This window comes from Desulfomicrobium norvegicum (assembly GCF_900114595.1).
GTDB classification, from domain to species: domain Bacteria; phylum Desulfobacterota; class Desulfovibrionia; order Desulfovibrionales; family Desulfomicrobiaceae; genus Desulfomicrobium; species Desulfomicrobium macestii.
On the sequence record NZ_FOTO01000020.1, the window covers coordinates 1 to 23,041 of the forward strand.

General features: G+C 58.3%; 20 protein-coding genes, 1 pseudogene and 1 riboswitch. Of the genes and pseudogenes, 16 read left to right on the plus strand and 5 right to left on the minus strand.

The features are described 5' to 3' along the window. Positions 1-63: 63 nt before the first annotated feature. Together BMZ24_RS19580 and BMZ24_RS18340 are read right to left on the minus strand one after the other, a co-directional pair. Positions 64-228, minus strand: a pseudogene (locus tag BMZ24_RS19580) (IS5/IS1182 family transposase); the annotation flags it as partial. A gap of 260 nt (positions 229-488) precedes the next feature. Further along, entirely contained in the window at positions 489-4,106 is a 3,618-nt protein-coding gene (locus BMZ24_RS18340; RefSeq protein WP_092194380.1) for a hypothetical protein, read from the minus strand. Positions 4,107-4,670: 564 nt separating this feature from the next. On the opposite strand from BMZ24_RS18340, the gene BMZ24_RS20565 reads away from it, so the two are divergent. The 4 genes from BMZ24_RS20565 to sbtM all read left to right on the plus strand — a co-directional run bounded on the left by BMZ24_RS20565 (position 4,671) and on the right by sbtM (position 7,797). Further along, positions 4,671-4,970 (plus strand): type II toxin-antitoxin system HigB family toxin, encoded by a 300-nt coding sequence (locus BMZ24_RS20565; RefSeq protein ID WP_092194382.1) that lies wholly within the window; start codon positions 4,671-4,673, stop codon positions 4,968-4,970. Between the two features lie 8 nt (positions 4,971-4,978). Further along, positions 4,979-5,359, plus strand: a complete 381-nt coding sequence (locus BMZ24_RS18350) for a helix-turn-helix domain-containing protein (RefSeq protein WP_092194384.1) — start codon at positions 4,979-4,981, stop codon at positions 5,357-5,359. Between the two features lie 449 nt (positions 5,360-5,808). Beyond that, the gene (gene sbtA / locus BMZ24_RS19935) at positions 5,809-6,006 is read left to right on the plus strand and encodes an SbtA family thio(seleno)oxazole RiPP natural product precursor (RefSeq protein ID WP_167364161.1); all 198 of its coding nucleotides are present in this window, start codon (positions 5,809-5,811) and stop codon (positions 6,004-6,006) included. Positions 6,007-6,183: 177 nt separating this feature from the next. Next, complete coding sequence (sbtM, locus tag BMZ24_RS18355; RefSeq protein ID WP_092194386.1) at positions 6,184-7,797, plus strand: thio(seleno)oxazole modification radical SAM maturase SbtM; 1,614 nt, start codon at positions 6,184-6,186, stop codon at positions 7,795-7,797. 35 nt (positions 7,798-7,832) lie between these two features. On the opposite strand, the gene BMZ24_RS18360 is transcribed toward sbtM, so the two are convergent. After that, entirely contained in the window at positions 7,833-8,114 is a 282-nt protein-coding gene (locus BMZ24_RS18360) for a hypothetical protein (RefSeq protein WP_092194388.1), read from the minus strand. A 368-nt stretch (positions 8,115-8,482) separates the two neighbouring features. Next, on the minus strand, positions 8,483-9,289 hold the full coding sequence (locus BMZ24_RS18365; protein WP_092194390.1) for a hypothetical protein: 807 nt from the start codon (positions 9,287-9,289) through the stop codon (positions 8,483-8,485). Positions 9,290-9,427: 138 nt separating this feature from the next. On the opposite strand from BMZ24_RS18365, the gene BMZ24_RS18370 reads away from it, so the two are divergent. The 4 genes from BMZ24_RS18370 to BMZ24_RS18385 all read left to right on the plus strand — a co-directional run bounded on the left by BMZ24_RS18370 (position 9,428) and on the right by BMZ24_RS18385 (position 11,818). Continuing rightward, entirely contained in the window at positions 9,428-10,096 is a 669-nt protein-coding gene (locus BMZ24_RS18370; RefSeq protein ID WP_092194392.1) for an adenylate kinase, read from the plus strand. 59 nt (positions 10,097-10,155) lie between these two features. Continuing rightward, positions 10,156-11,001: a menaquinone biosynthetic enzyme MqnA/MqnD family protein gene (locus tag BMZ24_RS18375; protein ID WP_092194394.1), complete on the plus strand. Its 846-nt coding sequence runs from the start codon at positions 10,156-10,158 to the stop codon at positions 10,999-11,001. Positions 11,002-11,131: 130 nt separating this feature from the next. Then, positions 11,132-11,422 (plus strand): hypothetical protein, encoded by a 291-nt coding sequence (locus BMZ24_RS18380; protein ID WP_092194396.1) that lies wholly within the window; start codon positions 11,132-11,134, stop codon positions 11,420-11,422. Between the two features lie 189 nt (positions 11,423-11,611). After that, positions 11,612-11,818, plus strand: coding sequence for a hypothetical protein (locus tag BMZ24_RS18385; protein WP_092194398.1), 207 nt, complete (start codon positions 11,612-11,614; stop codon positions 11,816-11,818). Here BMZ24_RS18385 and BMZ24_RS18390 read toward each other — a convergent pair whose 3' ends face one another. Next, positions 11,819-12,613 carry an inositol monophosphatase family protein gene (locus tag BMZ24_RS18390; RefSeq protein WP_092194400.1) on the minus strand — a complete coding sequence of 265 codons (795 nt, stop codon included), beginning with the start codon at positions 12,611-12,613 and terminating at the stop codon, positions 11,819-11,821. It abuts the gene before it with no gap. A gap of 250 nt (positions 12,614-12,863) precedes the next feature. Here BMZ24_RS18390 and BMZ24_RS18395 point away from each other — a divergent pair, with 250 nt between their 5' ends. The 8 genes from BMZ24_RS18395 (at position 12,864) to BMZ24_RS18430 (ending at position 23,023) form a co-directional block, all read left to right on the plus strand. Continuing rightward, positions 12,864-14,525: a hydantoinase/oxoprolinase family protein gene (locus BMZ24_RS18395; protein WP_092194402.1), complete on the plus strand. Its 1,662-nt coding sequence runs from the start codon at positions 12,864-12,866 to the stop codon at positions 14,523-14,525. An 11-nt stretch (positions 14,526-14,536) separates the two neighbouring features. Then, on the plus strand, positions 14,537-15,844 hold the full coding sequence (locus BMZ24_RS18400; protein WP_092194404.1) for a histone deacetylase family protein: 1,308 nt from the start codon (positions 14,537-14,539) through the stop codon (positions 15,842-15,844). A 1,141-nt stretch (positions 15,845-16,985) separates the two neighbouring features. Further along, a riboswitch (TPP riboswitch) is annotated at positions 16,986-17,087 on the plus strand. A gap of 83 nt (positions 17,088-17,170) precedes the next feature. Further along, complete coding sequence (gene thiS / locus BMZ24_RS18405) at positions 17,171-17,371, plus strand: sulfur carrier protein ThiS (protein ID WP_092194466.1); 201 nt, start codon at positions 17,171-17,173, stop codon at positions 17,369-17,371. 59 nt (positions 17,372-17,430) lie between these two features. Continuing rightward, positions 17,431-18,222 (plus strand): thiazole synthase, encoded by a 792-nt coding sequence (locus BMZ24_RS18410; protein ID WP_092194406.1) that lies wholly within the window; start codon positions 17,431-17,433, stop codon positions 18,220-18,222. Continuing rightward, entirely contained in the window at positions 18,219-19,325 is a 1,107-nt protein-coding gene (gene thiH, locus BMZ24_RS18415) for a 2-iminoacetate synthase ThiH (RefSeq protein WP_092194408.1), read from the plus strand. The genes BMZ24_RS18410 and thiH overlap by 4 nt, the downstream gene beginning before the upstream one ends. Then, positions 19,322-19,945, plus strand: a complete 624-nt coding sequence (gene thiF, locus BMZ24_RS18420; RefSeq protein ID WP_092194410.1) for a sulfur carrier protein ThiS adenylyltransferase ThiF — start codon at positions 19,322-19,324, stop codon at positions 19,943-19,945. Before thiH ends, thiF begins: the two co-directional genes overlap by 4 nt. Further along, positions 19,942-20,592: a thiamine phosphate synthase gene (gene thiE / locus BMZ24_RS18425; RefSeq protein ID WP_092194412.1), complete on the plus strand. Its 651-nt coding sequence runs from the start codon at positions 19,942-19,944 to the stop codon at positions 20,590-20,592. The genes thiF and thiE overlap by 4 nt, the downstream gene beginning before the upstream one ends. Positions 20,593-20,761: 169 nt before the next feature. Continuing rightward, the gene (locus tag BMZ24_RS18430; RefSeq protein ID WP_092194414.1) at positions 20,762-23,023 is read left to right on the plus strand and encodes a hypothetical protein; all 2,262 of its coding nucleotides are present in this window, start codon (positions 20,762-20,764) and stop codon (positions 23,021-23,023) included. Positions 23,024-23,041: the final 18 nt, after the last annotated feature.

Genomic DNA, 23,041 nt, shown 5'->3' on the forward strand with positions numbered 1-23,041 from the left:
TCTTCGGAAAATCGTCCCTTTTTCATCAGTTCCCTCGTGGTTGAGGGGGAACCTATCTCAAGTTTCGACTGGTCTGAAAAGTGCCGGGCAGGTCAGCCGGAAGTTATCCTCGAACACCTGCCACGGGATAACCTTGGCCAATCCGAGAAGGTGGTTTCGAGGATCAAGCTGATCGAGCAGATCCGGGCAAAGGAAGCTGCGCTGGTGGTCCGATTTTTTGGGCTGCATCGTTGATAACCTCGGAGTGATTTCGACCAGAAAAATGCATTTTTCACTGCATTACTGGTTATTCGAAATACGTTATTTCCGAGTAAATTTCAATTTATTTCAGTATATTGTCATATTTTCAGGGTCGACTAGTTAGTATTCGATTTGTAAATTTATGAATGGTGATGAAGCCAGCTGAACGATCCAAAAAAAGTCAAACAAAAATCAAACTCTTTTTCTTACGCTCTCAGGCGTGTCCACAGGTGTCCTTCTGACTTCTTTTAAAGCTTCAAATCTCGCCGCTTCACTTCAGAGTCCTCCCGTATCGCGTTTTTCTCGTATGATTCGGCGATAATTCGGAGAATGCCCGACGTTCGGGGCCATTGCTTTCCAACTCCTTCAGCGCTTTTACTAAAGCTGGCCGCCAGCTTCCTTTCCTGGGCGCCACCTTCATTCATGGAGCGTGAAATAACTCCTCGCCCATAGCAGATACTGCTGCAAAAACTGTCATCCATATCTCGAGAGTTAAGTTCTTCTAGAATGCGACAGATCTCAGCCGGTGGCCAAGCTTCTCCCGTAGGCTCTGGGCCGACAAACCGTCCCAACAAGCCTCCTAGTGTATAATCACAGGAGCTGAGATACCCCCTTTCCTTTGCCCGCAGGCGGACATCGGCAATCCATCCTGAGAGCGTTTCGATGTCAATTTTCCCGTTATCATCAGTTCCCGGAGGATTGGCCCACATTGACAAGAATCTGGAGGCATTGACTGCACTCCGAGTTTGTTGATCCGATAGGTCCTTCTCCGGCTCTTCCGCTTCATCTGGACGATACGCCATAGCAAGAAAATCAATGAATAAATTTGGACTCTTTGCCAACGAGGTGTGAAGAGCGAGGGTGAGAGGTTCGCCCTGGTCGATCGCAGGGAGGTAGCGCCATTCCAGAAGGCCAACTGTCATTTCATGGAGATCTGTTCGTTTCTTTAGTTCCTTGAAGGCCACGTCTATATAGTAGGAACTCATGTGTTCAAGCCGCTTGTTCAATTGATTCTGATGCGTGAGGCAACATTCAAGAACCTGAATCAGCATTCCAGTGGGAAGAAATTTTCCATGACTTGCTATTGCTTTAAGCGCTATAGCCGCATTTGCGTACTGGAGATACGAGCTGAGGGCGTAAAGGATGTCCTCTTCTTCGGCTGCCCCAAAGTCCGGGTATGCTTTATTCCAATAATCTTCTTGGACTTCTTCAGGAAATTCTTCCAGCAAATCCCAGACGATTCTGCGAGTTGGGGCCTGGCGGAACAAGGCCTTCATAGCAGATGCCCCCCACTGTTCGTCACGGGCATTTTGTGACAACCGTGCGAAATTGTTATTTTCCAGCGGATAAATTTGGCTACTGATGTAGCCTGTGGCAAAGGCGTATTGGGCGGAGTCTTCTGGCATATTCAGCAAAGGATAGATTGATTCTTCTAAGTTCCATTGTTCTTCTACCAATCGCAAACTAAAAGCAATACTGCCTGGATGCTTAACAATTGTAGATAATTCAATGATTCCATGGAATCCAAAATGTGTAAAAATATCAAGAACTGCGTTCTCCCTCGCGATCTGTACCCGCGCGCCATATTGATCGTCGGTGATGTCTCCTCCATCAAGAAATTCAGGATATCCAAACACAAAGAGCCAAGCATACTTGTATAGGCCATTGGATCCTATTTGATGAAAAATTGTTTCGATGGATTCGAGTTCCTCTTCGGGAAGAGCCCATTCGGCATCGGTGTACGATCTGTGGAGATTAAGGATGTTGCGAAGTTCCTTGACTATTTCAAGACAGGTCGTTTGGGTCTGGTTAATGGCAGGGATGCAGCGTTGAAAAATTTCCCGTGCATTTTTCCTGCTAGGTGGAGAAAGATCGGGATACTTCTGCCACAGTTTGGGCCAATGAACTGGGATATCAGCTATTTTTTCAAGGACGAGGTCGGCAATGGCATCCCATTCCCGTCCCAGCAAATAGGGGGAGTAGGTTCTGGGGCACGGTGCGATGTCTTCACGGAATTTTGGACGAGGATTGTCCGTCCAACTGGCTAAATTATCGGGGAGTAAGCGGAGAACGACCTTCCAGAATGCGTCGGACTCCCGATCGTGCAGCATCCGCAACGTTTCGACTCGTTGTTCCTGAGTCGTCGTTGATTGAGGTGCGATGGGCCAAAGAATTGACCGAAGGCTGTTTCCGGATCGATTGCTCATTTGTCCGCCGGGGTCCAAGCGTGAAAGTTGGGCAAGGGCCAAAACAACGCGCCCAAAGTGTTCCGGAAACCATGCCAGCGTTTCCAGTGCCCAAAGCAGATTGGTATGTGTGGACGCCCCCATGAATCCTTCTTCGGTGAACATTTCCATGACGGGCGGATCGTCTTGGACCAAAGAATGCTCAAGGGCCGCCAGAAATTGTAAAGGAGACGCTTCGGCTAGATCTGGAAGGCAGCGGGCTGAAGATGCCCAGCGGACGCCAGTGGCATCATAAAGTAAGTATTGGACAAGACTACGAGCGCGGCTTTGCAAAAAAATGGTTTGATCTGGAGCGTCGTCGTGCCGAATTGTTCCCATTCTATTGATGCTATGGGCTAAGCCTTCAATGATACGGTCAGAATACGGGCGTTGTTTGTTGTAGAGAGCCGCGTACCAACGTTTATCAGGTTCGAGTTCATATTTGGGATGGTCCATCCCAAGAACAGTCCGAACGACTTGTTCAAAGCGGTCCAGATCCGGCCCCGTCAGAAACCGCGCAAGCATGGTCCAAGCATCCTCGGTCGAGGTGAGTTTCCATGAACTGCCCACACAAGTGAAGGGAGAATCAGAAACATTGCGCCAACGCGCCCACACTGCGCTGAGTTCCTCATATGGCCGGCCGCCTAGTTCGGCGAGTGCCTGCCGGTCATGTTTATTGTGTTCGTCCCATTTGTTGGCCAGCAAAGCAGGAATTAAGAGTGGTCCATTATCCGGCAAAGCCCATTCCGGCGATGATAGCATCCCGGATGGTGCTAACCGCCGTCTAAGGATGGAAAAACTACGACCAGTACTGTCGGCCAACTTTTTACATTTGTCTTCCCCAAGTCCCATCATTTTCAACTGGTTGATGAACGGCTCGCGTGCTGGACGGTCAAGTTTGAGGTATTGCCCACCGTCAGGAACTTCATTCCCAACGCAAAGTAGTACATAATGTCCATACCGCACCAAGGAGGACGCGATACCTATCTCCGTTTGCAGGGTCACCACAATATGAGGCCTCTTAGTTGGAACAAACTGCCGCAAGAACTCTTGGGAACCAGAAATAAAGGTACGTGCTTCAACAACTTGCTTTTGGTCGTCTGGCAGGTTTTGGACAAAGGCTGCAAAAAAAGCGACACTTTCATCCGGCGACAAAGACTTAAGAGTAAGAATCGAAGGGGCAGCCTCAATCCATTTGCCCAATTTGAGCGTTTCATTTTCTCGTCCCGCCAATATTAGGGGTGGCGTGAGAACGGGATTCGTCACACTGCTCCATTCTTCCCACCAACCGTTCAAAGAAATCGCGTCTGGGGGGACAAATCCAAGTTCTTTGGCCCACCAAGCGCCTACCGCTGGCGACGACTCAAGCCAAAGCTCTAAATCCTCAGCGTCATAGGCCCTCACATCGCGCCATGGGCCCTCTTGTCGTTTGGCTTCTTCCCACTCCTGTTTCTTAAGCCACCTGCGCGGGGTGACAAACATGAAGGTCGTTTCAGCGGGGATGATACCAACGCCCGGTTGATCTTTACGATTGCCAAAGTCTTCGTTGGCTTTTTGATTAATGTTACGGTTAGTCCCAAATTCCCAAACAGACACGCCTTGTGGGATAAATTCGTTGCCTTCATCATCTCTAGCAGCCAAGATACCGTCCCATCCTGGTCGCGAGATGCTGTCATGAACGGGTATTTGCGCAGGGCGCAGAGTCGTGCAGGAAGCCATGATCAAACGGCGGACCAGGTGCGGCAATTGACCTTGGCTCAGTCTCGTATCCGCCCATCTGTCCAACTGGGTTGCGGTAGTCCATCTCATGACGATTACATACAGCCCGCTTAATAAAGATGGCAATGGGCAGATAGTAGGCGGTAATGGCCATTTTGCTGGTTGTTACGATTGCTGGAAAGGGCGCCTCCTTCAACTCACATAAAAAATCTCAATAATAACAGAATATTAAAAGAGTAGCTTCTTCCTTCAGCCTAGCCTGGAATCGGACAAGCTCACTTTTGGACAAGCTATAAGTACCAAACCCGAACATCGTTGCGATGGGCAGCAGTATTTCACCCCAGAGGAAGCTGCGTAAAAATATTGCCATGTTTCTGGGTACATTGATTTAACCACGCCTGGAAATGCGTAGGCCGCCCTCAGTTTTCCATTTCGCCCGACGCCTTTGCCCTTGCCATAGTCCCAATTTGGGACTATTTTACTTTTATGAGAATAATCGCTCTGTCCACATTGAAAATTTTTTGGGAATCCCCGACCTATGCGGATGCCAAAGAACCGCTGCTTGCCTGGTACAGATTTGTTTTGAAGGCTGACTGGGCATACCCAACCGATATCAAGGCTGATTTGCGAAGCGCCAGCATTTTGCAGGATGGAAGAGTGATTTTCAACATTGCCGGGAACAAATACCGATTGGTTGTTTGGATAAATTATCCTTACCGGGTTGTTTACATCCGCTTTATCGGGACACATGCGCACTATGACGCCATTGATCCGCAAACGATATGAGGTGACTTATGAATATAAAGACTATTCACAATGAAGATGATTACAGAGCCGCTCTGCGCCAGATTGAAACTTTGATGAACGCGCAAGAGAATACGCCCGAAGGCGATCTGCTCGATATTCTTGTAACGCTTGTGGAAGCCTATGAGCGCAAGGCGTATCCCATGAATTTTCCTGACCCTGTGGAGGCCATCAAATTCCATATGGAACAAAACGAAATGACGCCCAAGGACTTGGAGCCGGTTATCGGACGCATGAACCGTGTCTATGAAGTGCTGAACCATAAGCGCCCCCTTACCCTGAAAATGATACGCAACCTTCATGGTCAGTTCGGTATTCCGGCGGAAAGCTTGATCAAGGAACCGACTCGGCATCGGAATACCTCGGCATAGTCCAGATGCGCACCCAACAACGCCTCGCGCTTTATCAGACCTGAAAAAGTCAAGCACTTCCCCAACAGCCTGTTCAAGATTTCTTCGGAAATCATAAGATTCCATTCCGTGACCAACCGGCACTCCTTCCGGCGACTGCGATCAAGATGGTGAAGGTGTCGGGGCGCAAGTTTGACAGATCAGACCCTGCCTCGAAAGATGTATTGCGCGCTTGCCAAATTGCCGTGAACGAACCCGCCAATTCTCATTTTCTTGAAAAAGACTGATAACAAGCTCATAATTATCAGTAAAAAAGGAAATGCCGACTAGAATATACTCTTTTTCAATCCATTTTATGCCAAGTGTTGACGTTTCTGGCGCAGTTCAGATAGCTATCATCTATAAAAGTCCTCAAGAGTCATCGGTGTTTACAATGCCAACTGTGAGCTATTGTTCACAAAGGAGGGAAAATGGACACAAATGATCTGAAAAAAGTTCTGGCTGGCTGCTGCCTTGCGGCGCTCTTGGCCAGTGCTTCGGCAGGCGTGGTCAATGCAGTGGCCTCCGGGAGCGGCTGAGGTGGGAGTTCGAAGCCCGCTGCCGGTGGCAGCGATGGAAATGAATCGGATGGAAATTCCACGAAAACCGTTCCCGGTGGAAGTGGCTGAGGCGGTGGAGCAAAAACCGGTGCCGGGAGCACCGATACACCCAAGAAACAGTAACACCGTATCACCTGGAAAATAAGGGGGGAGCTGCATGGCTCCCCCCTGTGTCATGTATTGATGAAATCCAGAAGATCCTGTTAGCCTCGCAACTCTTCCGCCACTTTTCACAGGAAAAAAACCATGGCTCAAGCGGCGCTCCATACGCTTTATCCAGTGACAGCATCATTTCTCGATGCGGCAACACTCTCAAATCTTGAGACAGCCCACAGCAAGAATGCAGAAATGCTCCTCAAGGCTGTTGAGCAGATTTCCCGTGAAGGCTTGGCACCCTTTTTCCTGCCGGACATCTTCGCAGTGGAACGTGCAATTCAGAAGGTCGTGGCGAAAACGGTTGTCCAGCCCGGACCGACCGAGAGCATTATCGTGAACCCGAGCCTTGAGTTATGCGTACTGGCCACTTCGGGATGCGTTGACGTGATTCACGGCCTCGACGCAAAGACATGCCCGGTGCCGGGTCAAGAGATGGTTCTGGTGTGGAAAAAAAGTGGAACGCAGAAAGCTGCTGTTGCCGTGGCAAAGCCCGAAGATCTCGCCGCGATCAAAATTGTCACAGACGGGGTGAATCCCGCGAGCGCGGAAACAGAAGCCAACGTTGCGCCCGGCCTTGTCGATATTCTTCTCCGAAGAGCCTTGGGCAAAGGCATCCTCCTTTCTCCCGCATCGCTCATACGACGCAGGCGCCAGGATTTTTCGGGCAGCCTTTGCATCCCGGAACAACATCTCAGCGCGGAAGTCTTCACTCTGCAGTGGCATATCACCCAGGATTGCGACCTGTTTTGCAGGCATTGCTACGACCGCAGCGCCCGAGCGAATATGCCCGTGAACAAGGCTCTGGATGTGATCGACGATTTCCATACTTTTTGCCGGGATCGGCACGTTCGCGGCCAAATTAGTTTTTCCGGAGGAAATCCCCTGCTCTACCCTGAATTTCTGGAAGTCTACGAACAGGCAGCCCGGAAGGGTTTCGCCGTGGCCATCCTCGGGAATCCGACCACCAGGGAAATGATGGACTCGATCTTAAAAATCGCCCGGCCGGAATACTTTCAGGTCAGCCTGGAAGGATTGCCCGAACACAACGATTCCATCCGTGGCCACGGGCATTTCCAGCGGGTCATGAACTTTCTTGAGATATTGCGGGCTGTCGAGGTCCAAGGGCAGGTCATGCTCACCCTGACGCGGGACAACATGAACCAAGTGCTGCCCTTGGCCGAAATATTGGAAGGAAAAGTCTGGGGCCTGGCCTTCAACCGGCTCTCCCCGGTGGGCAGAGGAGCTGCTCTCGCCCTGCCTGATCCCGCCGAATTTCAAGACTTCGCGGCACGGTATTGCGAGTCCGCCTCACGGCTCAAGGTCTTGTCTTTCAAGGACAACATGCTCAATGCGCATCTGGCCGCCACAGGACAACCACTCTTCGGGGGCTGCACCGGATTCGGCTGTGGAGCTGCTTTTAATTTCATGGCCTTGCTACCGGACGGAGAAGTGCATGCCTGCCGAAAATTCCCTTCACTTATCGGCAACATTACAGCCGCGTCTCTTGGCGAAATTTACGACGGGCAAGCAGCCGTCAGCTACCGCACCCGCAGCGAAGCCTGCCGGGAATGCTCCATCGTGGCGACATGCGGCGGTTGTCCGGCGGTAGTTTCAGGCCTTGGCCTGGACATCGCCAAGAATCGCGACCCATTTTGTCCGGGACCAATCCTCCTGCCCCAGCCTCCCGCCAAGCCAGCCCCATGAATCACGCCCACTCCTCAAAAAAAACAGACGATAAACTATTTTTTGATGCCGGTCGGACAGACGTCATCCTTGAGGCAATAGCTTTCCACGAATCGTCCGACCTGAACGCCCATGTGCACGCATTTTCTTCCGGCCAGACAGTCCTCGACATCCTTCTTGTCCAGATGGGTTTCCAGGGAGTGGTCCCCGTGCGTGAATTCGACCACCCAGGCTTCGGTCTTTTCCTCGTAATAACACGATGTCTGAACGCCGTTCTTCTCTATTTCCGGGAACATTTCCCCGATCCTCGCCAAGAGTTCGCTCGCTTTCACCTGCATTGAATGCCTCCTTGATTGCACGGTCCGATCACTCGAAATTTCCATTGCGAACCTGTCAGACTTTGAACGAAAAAACAATCCCGAACCAGATTAAGCCGGGCAAACAGGAGTTCTGCCGGACAGTGTCCGGGGCCTGCATGACTTCTGGAATATGATGGAGCCCGGTTGCGAAAAATCATATCCTTCGAGAGGAAGACGTACACGTCTTCGCGGTGTGCGAATCAGCCGTTTTCAGGAGGGGAAAGCAGCTCGGGGAAGAAGGCGCGGCCAGTCGATCGGTCGATGGGGTGGCGGAAAAAAGGAGCCCAGTCACAGGATGGAAAAGACATCCGGACCGGGGCCGCTTCGACGCCCCCGTCCAGCCCTTCTCAATGCCCGGTCCGGTCCAGCACGCAGATCGTCTTGTCTTCCGGATCGAAGACCTCGTCCAGAATGGCGTCCACATGCTCACGTCGGCGGCTGAAAATCTTGGCGCAGGATTCCTCAAGCGCCGCTCGGGCCTTGGAGTCCAGCGGCAGATCCGGGAAGGCGGGCAAATCGTAATCCTCGAAGACCAGGGGCGCGTAGGCCAGGTCCCGGTCCAGGGTCCAGGTCTGTCCACCGCCGCCGGTCACGGACTCCTTGAGCACCTGGGCCTGATCCATGCGCTTGGCAAAGGCCAGGGATTCGGAAGGGCGGTTGGATTCGTTGACGGTCTTGACGCGGGTGTTGATCTCTTCGCCGAGCCTGCGCAGCTGGTCGTGATTGACGGTGATCATCACCCGGCCGGGATGCAGCGGGTCGGAGTAGGGGGTTCCGTGCATGTAGGATTCGATCATGCGCGCCAACGGTTCGTAGATCTCCCATACGGTCTTGGCGAAAAGCCCCTTGCGGGTGAAACTGCGCGGCCTGCGGAATTGCAGGCTGCAAACCTTGTGCGTGTACAGAGCCGGATCATCGAGGGTCACGCCCAGCGAATCAAAAAAAAGACGGGAGTCGGCTTCGGCCCCGAGCAGGCAGTTGAGACCCGCGAACCAGGACCGGATGTTTTCAACCTGGGGCTTGAGCTTGGCGACCTGCGCTTCAAAAAAAGCGATCTCTTCCTCAAGGGCCGTGCGCGCCCCGAAAAACGTGTCGGCCGCCTCGCGCAGCCCCTCTTCCACCAACGCGTTACCCCATTCATCCAGAAGTCCCATGCGCCCCCCGTTCAGTGCTGATTCATGACGACTCTACGCACCCCAATCAGTCCTGACAAGCGCGCTTCCGATCTTTGATTGACAGGCTCAAGGGCTGGCTATAGTACTTTGTGAAATTTTTTACAGGAGGTTTACGCCTTGAATATTCTGATTTTCGGACCCAATGGCAGTGGCAAGGGAACCCAGGGCTCCCTGGCGAAGAAGAAGTACGATCTGGACCACATCGAGTCCGGCGCGATTTTCCGCAAGCACATCGGCGGCGGCACTGAGCTTGGCCTGAAGGCCAAGGCTTACATCGATCGCGGCGAGCTCGTTCCCGACGACATCACCATCCCCATGGTCCTCGACGTACTCAAGAACGCGAGCCCCAACGGCTGGCTGCTGGACGGCTTTCCCCGCTCCATCGTGCAGGCCCAGAAGCTGTGGGAAGCACTGCAGGCCGACGGCGTAAAGCTGGACTTCGTCATTGAAATCCTCCTGCCCCGCGAAGTGGCCAAGAACCGCATCATGGGCCGCCGCCTCTGCAAGAACGACAACAACCATCCCAACAACATCTTCATCGACGCCATCAAGCCCGACGGCGACAAGTGTCGCGTCTGCGGCGGCGAGCTCACCGCCCGTGCCGACGACCAGGATGAAGACGCCATCGACAAGCGTCACAACATCTACTACGACACCACCACCGGCACCTTGGCCGCTTCCTATTATTACAAGAACCTGTCCAAGGAATTCGGCTTCAAATACATTGAACTCGACGGCGAAGGTTCCATCGACGACATCCGCGCCACCCTCATGGCTCAGCTGTAAGCCAGGCGTTCATCTCAAGATGAGGAAAGGCGGGGGAAGCCCCGCCTTTTTTATTTATCATGACACTTCAGATCGGCAGAATCGACTATCTCAACATCTGGCACGTTTTCCACCTTCTGGCCAAGACCTGCCCCGAAGGTCCGGATTTTCACTATGTGCCCGATCACCCCAGCGAGCTGAACCGGGCTTTGGCCAAGGGCGAACTGGACATCTCGCCGTCCTCTTCTTTCGAGTACCTTCTCCACGCCGAAAATTACGTTCTCCTTCCCGGAGCCTCGATCTGCGCCCGGAAGGAAGTCCAGAGCGTCCTCTTTCTCTCTCCGGTTCCCCTGGAAGAGCTGCCTGGGTGGCTTGCCCACAACCCGGGTCCGGTCTGCCTGACCGGGGCATCGGCCACATCCACCGCCCTTCTTAAGGTTCTGTGGTCCCAGAAATGGAAGCTGCCCGAGCCGCATTGGATGACCGTCGAACCCGGACACGGCCTGTCCACCGGACGCCCCTTCCTGGAAATCGGCAACCTCGCCCTGCGCCATTTCGTGGATCCGCCCGCGGGCTACCATGTCGTCGACCTGGCCACCGAGTGGGCGAACTGGACCGGACTGCCTTTTGTTTTCGCGGTCTGGATCGTGCGCCGGGCGCTCTCCGCTGCCGCCCGCGAACAGTTGGCCCGCCTGCGCTTGCACATAAACGCCATCACCGCCGATCTGGACAGCCATTTCGAAACCCTGTCCCGCCTGCCCGAGCTTCCGGCCTGGCTGACCAGTCCGGACCTGTTTCGCTACTGGCGCGCCATGAGTTACGGGCTGGGGCCTGACGAACAGGCCTCCCTGGCCCTCTTCGGCGAGCGCTGCACGAAGCAGGGGCTGCTGCCCGGCATGCCGGGACTGCGCTGGTTCGACGCCTGAAGCCATCCGCGACAGTCCCTTTGGACTCACGAATCAAGGACTCAGCGGCCCTTCCCCGACCTCAAGTTTTCATGTACTCCATCCGATAAGATTGATCAGGCGTCATGTTCCGACACGAAAGGGAGGAGTTATGGACATTGAAGGAACCCTTGGGGGCATCTCCCAGGGCTACGCAAAGCAGACCTTCGGAGCCGCCGTGGTCGGGAAAACCCTCGACTACATGAACGGCGCAGGCGCCTCGAATGCTCAGCCCTTTGACAGGGAAACATTCGGGGCGGCCGTGGTGACCAAAACGCTCGATACCATGAACGCGAACACGAACCGTCATCAAAACAGAACCCAGGACTCATACTCGTTTCAAAAGGATGTGCTCATGCCCACCTATACGGGCCGGGGCACCATTCTCGACGATCTGGGATGAGAAATGGAACATGACGCTCATTGCGGGAAAGCCCCGCAATCTGGCCCCGGATGCGTGCATCCGGGGCCTTTTGCATTTCTTGGGAACGCGCAAATTCAAGTTTTTCGCCGATCGTCCGATACGTCATACAGGGCATGGACGCCCCTTTTGACGCAATACCCGTGGCCATGGACGGCCGAGGAGGCGAAAATGAGTTTGCGCGTGGACAAACCCCAGGCTCAGGGAAGATGGAGAGAAGGCCAGCTTTCCTGGGACATGGGACATCAGAAAAAGAGACAGCAGAAGAACCAGTCCCCTGACGGCGAAACGTCCAGCAAGGATGCGGAAAACGGATCGCTGTACAATTCCAAGGGAGACCTCATCCCTCTTTCCTCTTCCCTGAAAACAGGCACCTGATCATCGGGCGCGGTCCGCCGCGTCCTCAAGACGAAGCAAGGCCAGCAGGTCCTCGTGGACTAGGCCGTTGGTGGCCACGATCATGTGGCCACCAAGGCCGTACTCTCCGTCCAGACCGCCGACCCGCCCCCCGGCTTCCTCCACCAGCAGCCATCCGGCGGCTGTGTCCCAGGGCTTGAGGCCGGTCTCGTAATATCCCTCGAACCGTCCGCAGGCCGTGTAGGCCAGGTCCACGGCCGCCGAACCGAGGCGCCGGATGCCTTGGGAAGCGAGCAGCACCCTTTGCAGCCGCAGGCAGATCTCATCGACCTCCGTATAAAAGGAATAGGGGAATCCCGTGGCGATGAGGGAATTCTGCATGCTTGCCTCGCGGCTGACGCCGATGCGGGTCCCGTTCAAAAAGGCCCCCTGGCCGCGCACAGCCCAGAAAAGCTCTTCGAGCATCGGCACGTAGACCGCGCCCATCTCCACCCGTCCCTCCTTCCACAGGGCCACGGACACGGCGACAATGGGCAGGCCGTGGGCGTAGTTGGTGGTGCCGTCCACGGGATCGACGATCCAGGTCAGCGCGCCGGGATCAAGGGACACGTGCGATTCCTCGGCCAGGACCGTGGAGCCGGGAAGCAGCGCCGGCAAACCCTCAAGCAACAACTTCTCCACCGCCAGATCGGTCTGGGTGACCAGATCGATGCGGCCCTTGAAGGTGATCTCCTTGGCGTCGTTCCATTGTGCGCGCACCACCCCGCCCGCCTGCCGCACGCAGGCCAAAAAACCGTCCACCAACTGTTTATCCATGATTTCCCTCCGTTTACTGAATTCTGCTTGCGCTTCGTCTTCAGTCCGGTAAATATACAACTTGAAAAAGCAACTTGTGTTTCCTGCCTTCGCCCCGCCGCCACCTTGTTCCCGCTCCGGGGTGCGACAGACCTGAAAAAAACACAAGCCCCAAGCCTCCGCCTCCTCCTCAGGATCATTGAGGAATCGCCGAGGCGACCGGGAGCCGCTGCACCCGTCGCGGCCAACAGTCAGCCCAAGGATCGGACTTATGCTTATCGGAATCGATGTCGGAGGAACCCACACGGACGGCGTCTGCATCCGGGACGGCCGGGTGGAAGCCATGGCCAAGGTCCCCACGGATCACGACAACCTGCTCGCGACCATCACCGAGGCGTTGTGCGCCATCCTGAAGGATTGCAAGGGCGCGGAAATCCGCACCATCAACCTGAGCACCACTCTTTCCACCAACTCCATCGTCACCGGCCACACCGAAAAAGTGGGCATGTTCGTCATCCCCGGACCGGGAATCGACGCGGGAGCATACGCGCTGGGCACCCAGTACCATATCCTGTCAGGATGCGTCGACCACCGCGGAGCCATCTCCGCCAAGGCCAGGGTGGACCAGATCAAGCCCATGGCCGCACGCTGCCGCGAAGAGGGCATCCGCGTCTACGGAGTGGTGGGCAAATTCTGCACGCGCAATCCCGAACAGGAAACGGCCATGGCCGAGGCCCTCGCCCCGCAAGCCGATTTCGTGACCCAGGGGCACCGCGTATCCGAATCCCTCAATTTCGGACGGCGCATCAGCACCGTCTATTACAACTCGGCCGTCTGGCGCACCTTCAACGCCTTTGCCGACGCGCTTGAGCAGAGCCTCAAAGACCTGGACATCCAGGCCGACATCAACATCGTGAAAGCCGACGGCGGGACCATGCCCCTGAAGCTGGCCCGGGAGATCCCGGTGCAGTCCATCTTCTCCGGGCCTGCCGCCTCGGTCATGGGCATCCTCAGCACCTCGCCGGTGCAGGAGGACGCGCTGATCCTCGACATCGGCGGCACCACCACGGACATGGCCGTGCTCCTGGACGGCGTCCCGCTCCTGGAGCGCGACGGCATCTCCATCGGCGAACACCCCACCCTGGTGCGGGCGCTAAAAGTCGAATCCATCGGCATCGGCGGCGACTCGTTCATCAGCTCCCGCGACGGCCAACTGCGGGTCGGACCGGATCGCCACGGCCCGTGCATGGCTGCCGGCGGACCCGCCCCGGCGCTCATGGACGCCATGAACGTCCTCGGACACGCCTCTTTCGGCGACCGGGAGCGCTCGGCCAAGGGCATCAAGGAAGTGGCCATGACCCAGGGCCTGTCCGCCCGTGAATGCGCCGAACAGGCCGTCAGCCTGGCCATGGACATCCTCAAGAAAAAGGTTGCGGCTTTCCTGGCGGCCATCAATGCCCGCCCGGTCTACACCATCCAGGAAATTCTGGAGGACCGGATCGTGCGTCCCAAGAGCATCCTGGTCATCGGCGGTCCGGCCGTGGCCATGGTCCCGCTCCTGGAAGAAGCCTTCGGCCTGCCCGTGGTGGCCCCGCAGCACGCGGAAGTGGCCAACGCCATCGGCGCATGCCTGACCCGGCCGACCCAGTCCCTGGTCCTGACCGTGGACACCTCGCGCGGCAGCTTCACCGTGCCGGGCCTTGGCATCCACAAGACCGTCAAGCGCACCTACACCCTTGAAGAGGCCGTGCACGACGCCACCACCATGTTGCGGGCCGAGCTGGACCGTCAGGGCATTCCCGCAGAAGAAGGCGATATCCAGGTCATCCAGGCCGATGCCTTCAACATGGTCGAGGGGCACTACACCATCGGCCGTAACATCCGTGTCCGCTGTCAGATGCGACCCGGCGTCACCACCATCCTGGCATCCTGAACGGAGGGACCATGCTCACCGCACAATCAAGCCTCGGCATCATTTTCTTCCCGGCCTTCGACTGGGCCATCTCCCCCACCCACCCCGAACGGGAGGAGCGACTGCTCTACACCCAGGACCAGTTCCGGGAAGAGGGCATCTTCGACATCGAGGGCATCCGCGAATACCGCCCCCTCGTGGCCGAGGAAAAAGACATCATGCGCGCCCATTTCTGCTTTCCCAGCGTGAAGTCCGTCTGCACGGATTCGCATTTCATCTCGGCCGGCGGAGTCATCCGCGCGGCCCAGCTGGTCATGCAAAAGGAACGGCAACGCGCCTTCGCGGTGGTCCGGCCTCCCGGGCACCACGCCATGCGCACGGTCCACGGCAGCCGCGGCTTCTGCAACATCAACATCGAAGCGGTCATGATCGAATGGATCCGTGAGAACTACGGCAACCTGCGCGTGGCCATCATCGACACGGACTGCCACCACGGCGACGGCACCCAGGACATCTACTGGCATGACCCGGACGTGCTCTTCATCTCGCTGCATCAGGACGGCCGCACCATCTATCCCGGCACGGGCTTCCCCTCGGAATCCGGCGGCCCCAAGGCCCTGGGCCGGACCATCAACGTGCCCATGCCCCCGCGCACCTCGGATGAAGGCTATCTCATGACCGTGGAGAGGATCGTCATGCCCATCCTCGATCACTTCAAACCCGACCTGATCATCAACTCCGCCGGGCAGGACAACCACTTCTCCGACCCCATCACCAACATGAACTTCACGGCCCAAGGCTACGCCAAGCTCACCCAGATGCTCAAACCAGACATCGCGGTGCTCGAAGGCGGATACGCCATCAAGGGCGCGCTGCCCTACGTCAACCTGGGCATCAGTCTGGCGCTGGCCGGAGTGGATTTCTCCGCCGTGCAGGAACCCGATCTGGACCGGGAGAAGATTCGCGAACAAAAATCCACCATCGACTATCTCGAAGCCCTGTGCGACCAGCTGCCGGAAGTCTACTTCAACCCCAGGCCCTCGGAGGCCGTGCGCGAGGGCGGATATTTCACGCGCCGCCGCTCCATCTACTACGACACGGACGACATCACCGAGACCCAGGTCGAGCGTCTCAAGGACTGTCCGCACTGCCCGGGACTTCTCATCATCGAGAGCGAAACCGCCAAAACGCCCAAATCCCTGGGACTGCACGTGCCGGTTCAGGGCTGCGACATGTGCAGCCAGGAAGCCGAGGAGCGTTTCGCCAAATCCCGCCAGGCAGGCTTCGCCCACGCCCAGCTCTCCGACCGCGTGACCAAAAGATACGAATACGCCAAATAAAAGGCGCCGGGCAGAGGGCTCCCCTCTGCCCGGCCCCCCTTCCAAACGACGCCGATCATGCCCTGAATCCATCCCCCTGCCTTCTGATTTCATTTACTTTCAAACAGCCAACATAAGGATGGATTCCCGCCTTCGCGGGAATGACTATTTTTTGCTGCGATAGATTGAATCCTGGACGGCGACATCAAGAACAGACAGGCAACAGCAGGATGGATTCCCGCCTTCGCGGGAATGACTATTTTTTGCTGCGACAGATTGAATCCTGGTCGGCGACATCAAGAACAGACAGGCAACAGCAGGATGGATTCCCGCCTTCGCGGGAATGACTACTTTTTGTTGCGACAGATTGAATCCTGGACGGTGACATCAAAACAGACAGGCAACAGCAGGATGGATTCCCGCCTTCGCGGGAATGACTACTTTTTGCTGCGACAGATTGAATCCTGGACGGCGACATCAAAACAGACAGGCAACAGCAGGATGGATTCCCGCCTTCGCGGGAATGACTACTTTTGCTGCGACAAATTGAATCCTGGTCGGCGACATCAAGAACGCTCATTAACGCATCAACTCAACTATTCGAAATAAAAGAAGAAATAACTACCTTCACAACACAACGACGAAGCCTCGAACGTCCGGCAGCGTTGCGGGGTGTTTTGGGCAAGGGCCGGCGACTGTCTGACCGATCCAGGCATCGTTTGTTCAGCCGTCGCGTGTCGTCCAGAGCGCGATCCACTTTTCAGGGGGGGCGACGGCTGAACTCTACGAGGCCAAAGAGGAAGTCTTTGCCTTCACAACGCAACGACGGAGCCTCGAACGTCCGGCAGCGTTGCGGGGTGTTTTGGGCAAGGGTCGGCGACTGTCTGACCGATCCAGGCATCGTTTGTTCAGCCGTCGCGTGTCGTCCGGAGCGCGAGCCGCTGTCCAGAGGGGCGACGGCTGAACTCTACGAGGCCGGAGAGGGAGTTTCGGCGGCCCTTGCCCAAAACACCCCGCAACGCTCACTCGGTGACCTGACCTGTCTTCGCAACCCGCTTCATCATCGCAAACCACCTCATCATCGCAAATCACCTCATCATCGCAAATCACCTCATCCTCATCCTCACCTTTACAACCCCGCCCGATCCACATAATGCTACCCATCACAAGCTGGGGGAGCCCGATGGGCTGAGAGGGAACACGTTCCCGACCCTTACGACCTGACGCAGATCATGCTGCCGTAGGGAAGCTGGTTCCGGAAAACACCCATTCATCGAACCGCGCCCCATCCGGCGCGGTTTTCTTTTTGCGCTCCGCCCGGCCTGCAACAAAAACGCGGAGGCACCCATGCACATCATCGTCAACGGACGCACCCAGGACATAAAAACCGGCCAGACCCTGCACGGTCTGATCCTGTCCATGAATCTCGATCCTGCCGTGGTCGTGGCCGAACTGAACCAGAGCATCGTGCCCGGCGACAAATTCGCCGCCACCAGCCTGTGCGACGGCGACCGGCTCGAACTGCTGAGCTTTGTCGGCGGCGGCTGATCCTGCCCCGGCAATGACGACCAGACACCTTTCCCACACCGCAAACAGCGAGAATCACCATGGAACATACCGATATTTTTGAAATCGGCGGCAAGCGCCTGAGCAGCCGCCTGTTCACCGGCACGGGCAAGTACGGCAACGACGCGCTCATCGCGCCCGTGTGCGAAGCCTCCGGCTCCGAGGTCATCACCGTGGCCCTGCGCCGCGTGGACCTGGACGGCAAGACGGACAACGTCATGAAGCACATCCCCTCCCACATGACCCTGCTGCCCAACACCTCCGGGGCGCGCAACGCCGACGAGGCCGTGCGCATCGCCCGTCTGGCCCGGGCCATGGGCTGCGGGGACTGGATCAAGATCGAGGTCATTTCCGACAACCGCTACCTGCTGCCCGACGGATACGAGACCGCCAAGGCCACGGAAACTCTGGCCAGGGAAGGCTTCGTGGTCCTGCCGTACATGAATCCCGATCTCTACGTGGCCCGCTCCCTGGCCGATGCCGGGGCGGCGGCGATCATGCCGCTGGGGGCGCCCATCGGCACCAACCGGGGCCTTCGGACCGAAGAGATGATCCGCATCCTCATCGAGGAGATGGAGCTGCCCATCATCGTCGACGCAGGCATCGGCGCTCCCAGCCAAGCCTGCCGGGCCATGGAGATGGGGGCGGCGGCCTGTCTGGTCAACACGGCCATCGCCACGGCCGCTGATCCCGTGCTCATGGGCCGGGCCTTCGGACGGGCGGTGACGGCCGGACGCGAAGCCTGGCTGGCCGGGCCCGGGGCGGTCGCCACCCTGGCCCAGGCCTCCTCGCCCCTGACCGGATTTCTGGACCGGACGGAAGGCGCGTCATGAGCTTTCTGTCCGAAGCCCTTCGTCTGGGCCAGACTCCCCTGCATCTCGAAACCGTGAGCGGGGATGACGTGCGCCGTGCCGTGGACCTCCCGCGCGTCGATGCATCCGCATTCGCGGCCCTGCTCTCCCCGGCCGCGGACGAGCACCTGGAGAGCATGGCCGCCCGCGCCCACGCGCTGACCCTGAGCCATTTCGGCCGCACGGTGAGTCTGTTCACCCCGCTTTACGTCTCCAACCATTGCGCCAACCACTGCCGCTATTGCGGGTTCGCGGCCCCAAACAGCATTCCGCGCAGCCAGCTCAGCCTGGACGAGGTCCGGGCCGAGGGCGAGGCCATCGCCGCCACGGGGTTAAGGCACCTGCTCCTCTTGACCGGAGAGGCCCCGCGCAAGGCGGGCGTTGCGTATCTGGAAGCCTGCGTGCAGGTGCTGCGCCCCCTGTTTCCCTCCATATCCGTGGAGGTCTACCCCATGGAAACGGCGGATTACGCGCGCCTGACCCGGGCGGGCGTGGACGGGCTGACGGTTTTCCAGGAAACCTATGACCCGGTCCTTTACGCCGAGCTGCACCCGGCCGGACCCAAGCGGGACTATGCGTTTCGGCTGAACACTCCGCAGCGTGGAGCCGAGGCGGGCATGCGCGTGGTCAACATCGGGGCGCTCCTTGGTCTGACCGACTGGCGGCAGGAAATTTACGCCGTCGGCCTGCATGCGGCCTGGCTGCAAAAACGCTATCCCGGCGTGGACATCGCCGTGTCCCTGCCGCGCATGCGCCCCCATGCAGGAGCGTTTCAACCGGCGTGCATCGTTTCCGACCGGGAGCTGGTGCAGGCCATGACCGCCCTGCGCATCTTCCTGCCGCGCCTGTCCATCACCATCTCCACCCGCGAGGCTCCGAGCTTTCGCGACAACATTCTGCCGCTGGGCGTGACACGCATGTCGGCAGGGGTCAGCACCGCCGTGGGCGGACACGCCAAACCCGCAAAGACCGGTCAGTTCGAGATCTCCGACCCGCGCAGCGTGGCCGAGATCGAGGCCATGCTGCGTTCACGCGGATATCAGGCCGTATTCAAGGACTGGGAACCCATCGAGGCCAGCGCGTGAACACCTTTGAACACGGCCTGAAGCGTTATCTGGACGAGGGCTTCCTTTCCTTCCTGCGTTCCGTGCGGATCGGGATCATCGGCGCCGGAGGCCTTGGCTCCAACTGCGCCGTGCACCTCGTGCGCAGCGGATTCACGGACCTTGTCCTGGCCGATGCGGACGAGGTGGAGCCTTCCAACCTCAACCGCCAGCATTTCACGCTGGCCCAGGTCGGCCGCCCCAAGGTCGAGGCCCTGCGCGACAACCTCATGGCCATCAATCCGGCGGCCAGGATCGAGGCCCTTCATCTGCATGTGAACGCCCGGAACATGACCGGCCTTTTTGGATCCTGCGACGCCGTGGTCGAGGCCGTGGACGATCCGCGCACCAAGAAGCTCATCGTCGAGACCATGACCCAGACGGGCCGGCTCGTGGTCGGGGCGTCGGGGCTCGGGGGATTCGGCCGCGCCGGGAGCATGACTGTCCGGGCCGTGCGGCCGGGCCTCGTCATTGTCGGGGACCACGTGACGGCCTGCGACATCCCGAATCCGCCCATGTCTCCCTGTGTGGGCATGGCCGCGGCCATGCAGGCCGACGTGATTCTGAACCATTTTCACACCATATATAAGGAAAAGGCATGAACGGACGCGAACTTGTGACCCGGCTGATGCATGAAGGCGGCCTGTACGGGCTGACCGCTGAGAAATTCTCCCTGGGACGGCGCAACGCGGACGTTGTCCGGACCATGCTGGACGGCGGGATACGCATCATCCAATACCGCGAGAAGACGAAAAAAATGGGACTCAAGTACGAGGAATGCCTTCAGCTGCGCGCCATGACCCGCGAGGCCGGCGCGGCCTTCATCGTCAACGACGACATCGATCTGGCCCTGCTGACGGGAGCCGACGGAGTGCACGTGGGCCAGGAAGACCTGCCGGTCGAGGCCGTGCGCGCCCTGGTGGGCGAGGGCATGGCCGTCGGCCTCTCGACCCATTCCCCGGAACAGGCCCGTGCCGCAGTATCACGAGGCGCGGATTACATAGGTGTCGGGCCGATCTTCGCGACCCGGACCAAGGAGGATGTCTGCGCGCCCGTGGGCTTTGACTATCTGGACTTCGTCGCGCGCAATATCGATCTGCCTTTTGTCGCCATCGGCGGAATCAAGGAGCACAACATCAAGGAAGTGGCCAACCACGGTGCCCGGTGCATGGCCCTGGTCACCGAGATCACCGCCGCCGAGGACATCCGGGGCAAGATCGCCGCGCTGACGAACATTCTTTGCCCCTGACGCCGCGCAGGAAAAAAAAGGACGCGACGGCGATACGGTCCAAAGCATCCCGGCGACGGCATACGGTTCACGTATGACGGGCTTTCTTTCTTGATATCGGTTCCGTGTTGAGCGTAAGAAATACCCGCACCGTCCGCACCCCCAATCGTCCTCGCACAAGGAGCACCGCATGGAGACTGGTTCGTCATCCTCGCACCGCTGGCGTTTTTTCCGCCTTGGCGGTTTTGATCAGGTTCGACTCGACACGGCCGAGGATCTTCTCCATCTTGGCGAGTTGGATCAGAAGCTGTGGGCGGCCCTGAGCTGTCCAGTGGACGGGCTTGAGTTCGATCCGCGCACCCTGTCCATGCTCGACACCGACGGCGACGGCCGGGTCAGGGTTCCCGAGATCCTGGCCGCCGTGAACTGGGTCTGCACGGTGCTGCGCGACCTTCGCCCCCTCATGGCCGGAAGCTCTTCCCTGCCCCTGGCGGCCCTGGACGACTCCACCCCGGAAGGACGGCGGCTTTTGTCCTCGGCCAGACAGATCCAGAACTTTTTGGGTCAGGAAGGGAGCGAGGCCATCACCATCGAGCAGGTCGCCGGAACCGAGGCCCTGCTGCATGAATCCCCTTTCAACGGAGACGGGGTGATCACGCCCATTTCGGCCCGCGACCAGAGTACGCAGGCGCTCATCGAGGAGATCATGGCCTGCGTGGGCAGCGTGCAGGATCGCGGCGGGACGCCCGGCATCGGCGCGGAGCAGGTCGAGGCATTCTACCAGGCCGCCGCCCTGTACGTAGAGTGGCAGCGCCAGGCACAGGAAAATGCCCGGACCATCCTGCCCTTCGGAAATGACACCACGGCGGCGCGGGACATCGTGAATTCCTTGCAGCCCAAGCTGGACGACTATTTCACCCGCTGCAACCTGGCCGCTTACGATCCCAAGGCCGAAGAGGCCCTGAACCCGGCCCTGACCGCCTACGAAGCCATCTCGGCCCATGAACTGCGCCTGGATGCGGATCTTGTGCACTTCCCCGTGGCGCGAATCGAGGCAAATCGCCCCCTGCCCCTTGAGACGGGCCTCAATCCCGCCTGGGCGCAAGCCCTGTCGACATTCAAAGCCCTGGTGGTCGTTCCGCTGTTCGGAGATGTGCAGAGTCTGGAGCAGTCCCGGTGGGAGCTGGTCAAATCCACCCTCAAGCCCCACGAGGAATGGCTCGCCGCCAAGGCAGGCGCCGAGGTGGAGAGCCTTGGAACCGTTCGACTCCAGGAACTGATGGATGGAGACAGCCGCCGGGAGCTGGAAAAGATCATCACCGAGGATTTGAGCCTGGCCGAACAGGTGGAGAGCTTCGAAGGGGTGACGCGGCTTGTGCACTTCACCCGCGATCTTCTGGTCCTGCTCAACAATTTCGTGGCCTTTCGCGATTTCTACGCCCAGGACCGCAAGGCCATTTTCCAGGCCGGCACCCTGTATCTGGACGGCCGGGCCTGCGAGCTCTGCGTGCGCGTGGCAAGTCCCGACACGCACGCCACTCTGGCCACCCTGAGCCAGACCTATCTCACCTACTGCCGCTGCATGCGGCGGGGCAGCACGGAACAGATGCATATCGCGGCGGCCTTCACCGGCGGAGATTCAGACAATCTGATGGTCGGCCGCAACGGCATCTTCTATGACCGCGCCGGAAATGACTGGGACGCGACCATCGTCAAGATCATCGAGCACCCCATCAGCGTGCGCCAGGCCTTTCTTTCGCCCTACAAGCGCCTCGGGCGCATGATCGGGGAGCAGATCGCGAAATTCGCGGCCGCCAAGGACAGTGCCGTGAGCACGGCCGCCGGGTCGAAACTGTCGGGCATGGCTCCGGGCGCGGACCCCGCCAAGCCGCCAACGCCTTTCGACGTGGGCAAGTTCGCCGGCATCTTCGCGGCCATCGGCCTCGCCCTTGGCGCTCTTGGAACGGCCATGGCCTCGGTCATGAGCGGATTTCTGACCCTTTCCGTCTGGCAGATGCCGCTGGTCATCGGCGGCCTCGTGCTCATGATCTCGGGCCCGTCCATGCTCATCGCCTACCTGAAACTCCGCCAGCGCAATCTGGCTCCCATTCTCGATGCCGGCGGCTGGGCCGTGAACACCAAGGCCCGCATCAACATCCCCTTCGGAGCCACGCTGACGACTCTGGCCGAGCTGCCGGAAGGCGCCAAGCGTTCCACAGTGGATCCCTTTGCGGACAAGAAGACGCCCTGGAAAAAATGGGCCGTGTTGCTGGCCCTTTTCATGGCTCTCGGGATGGCCTGGGACAAGGGCTACATCCAGCAGATATTCGCCAACTTGCGCCCGCTCTTCTCAAGCGAACAGACCAACGCCACCACCGAGGCACCGGCTCCGCCCGACGCGCCCGCTACCGACGCGCCGAAGAGTCAGGCCGAGCCGGCCAAAAAACAATAACCCCAGCCGGGCCAGGGG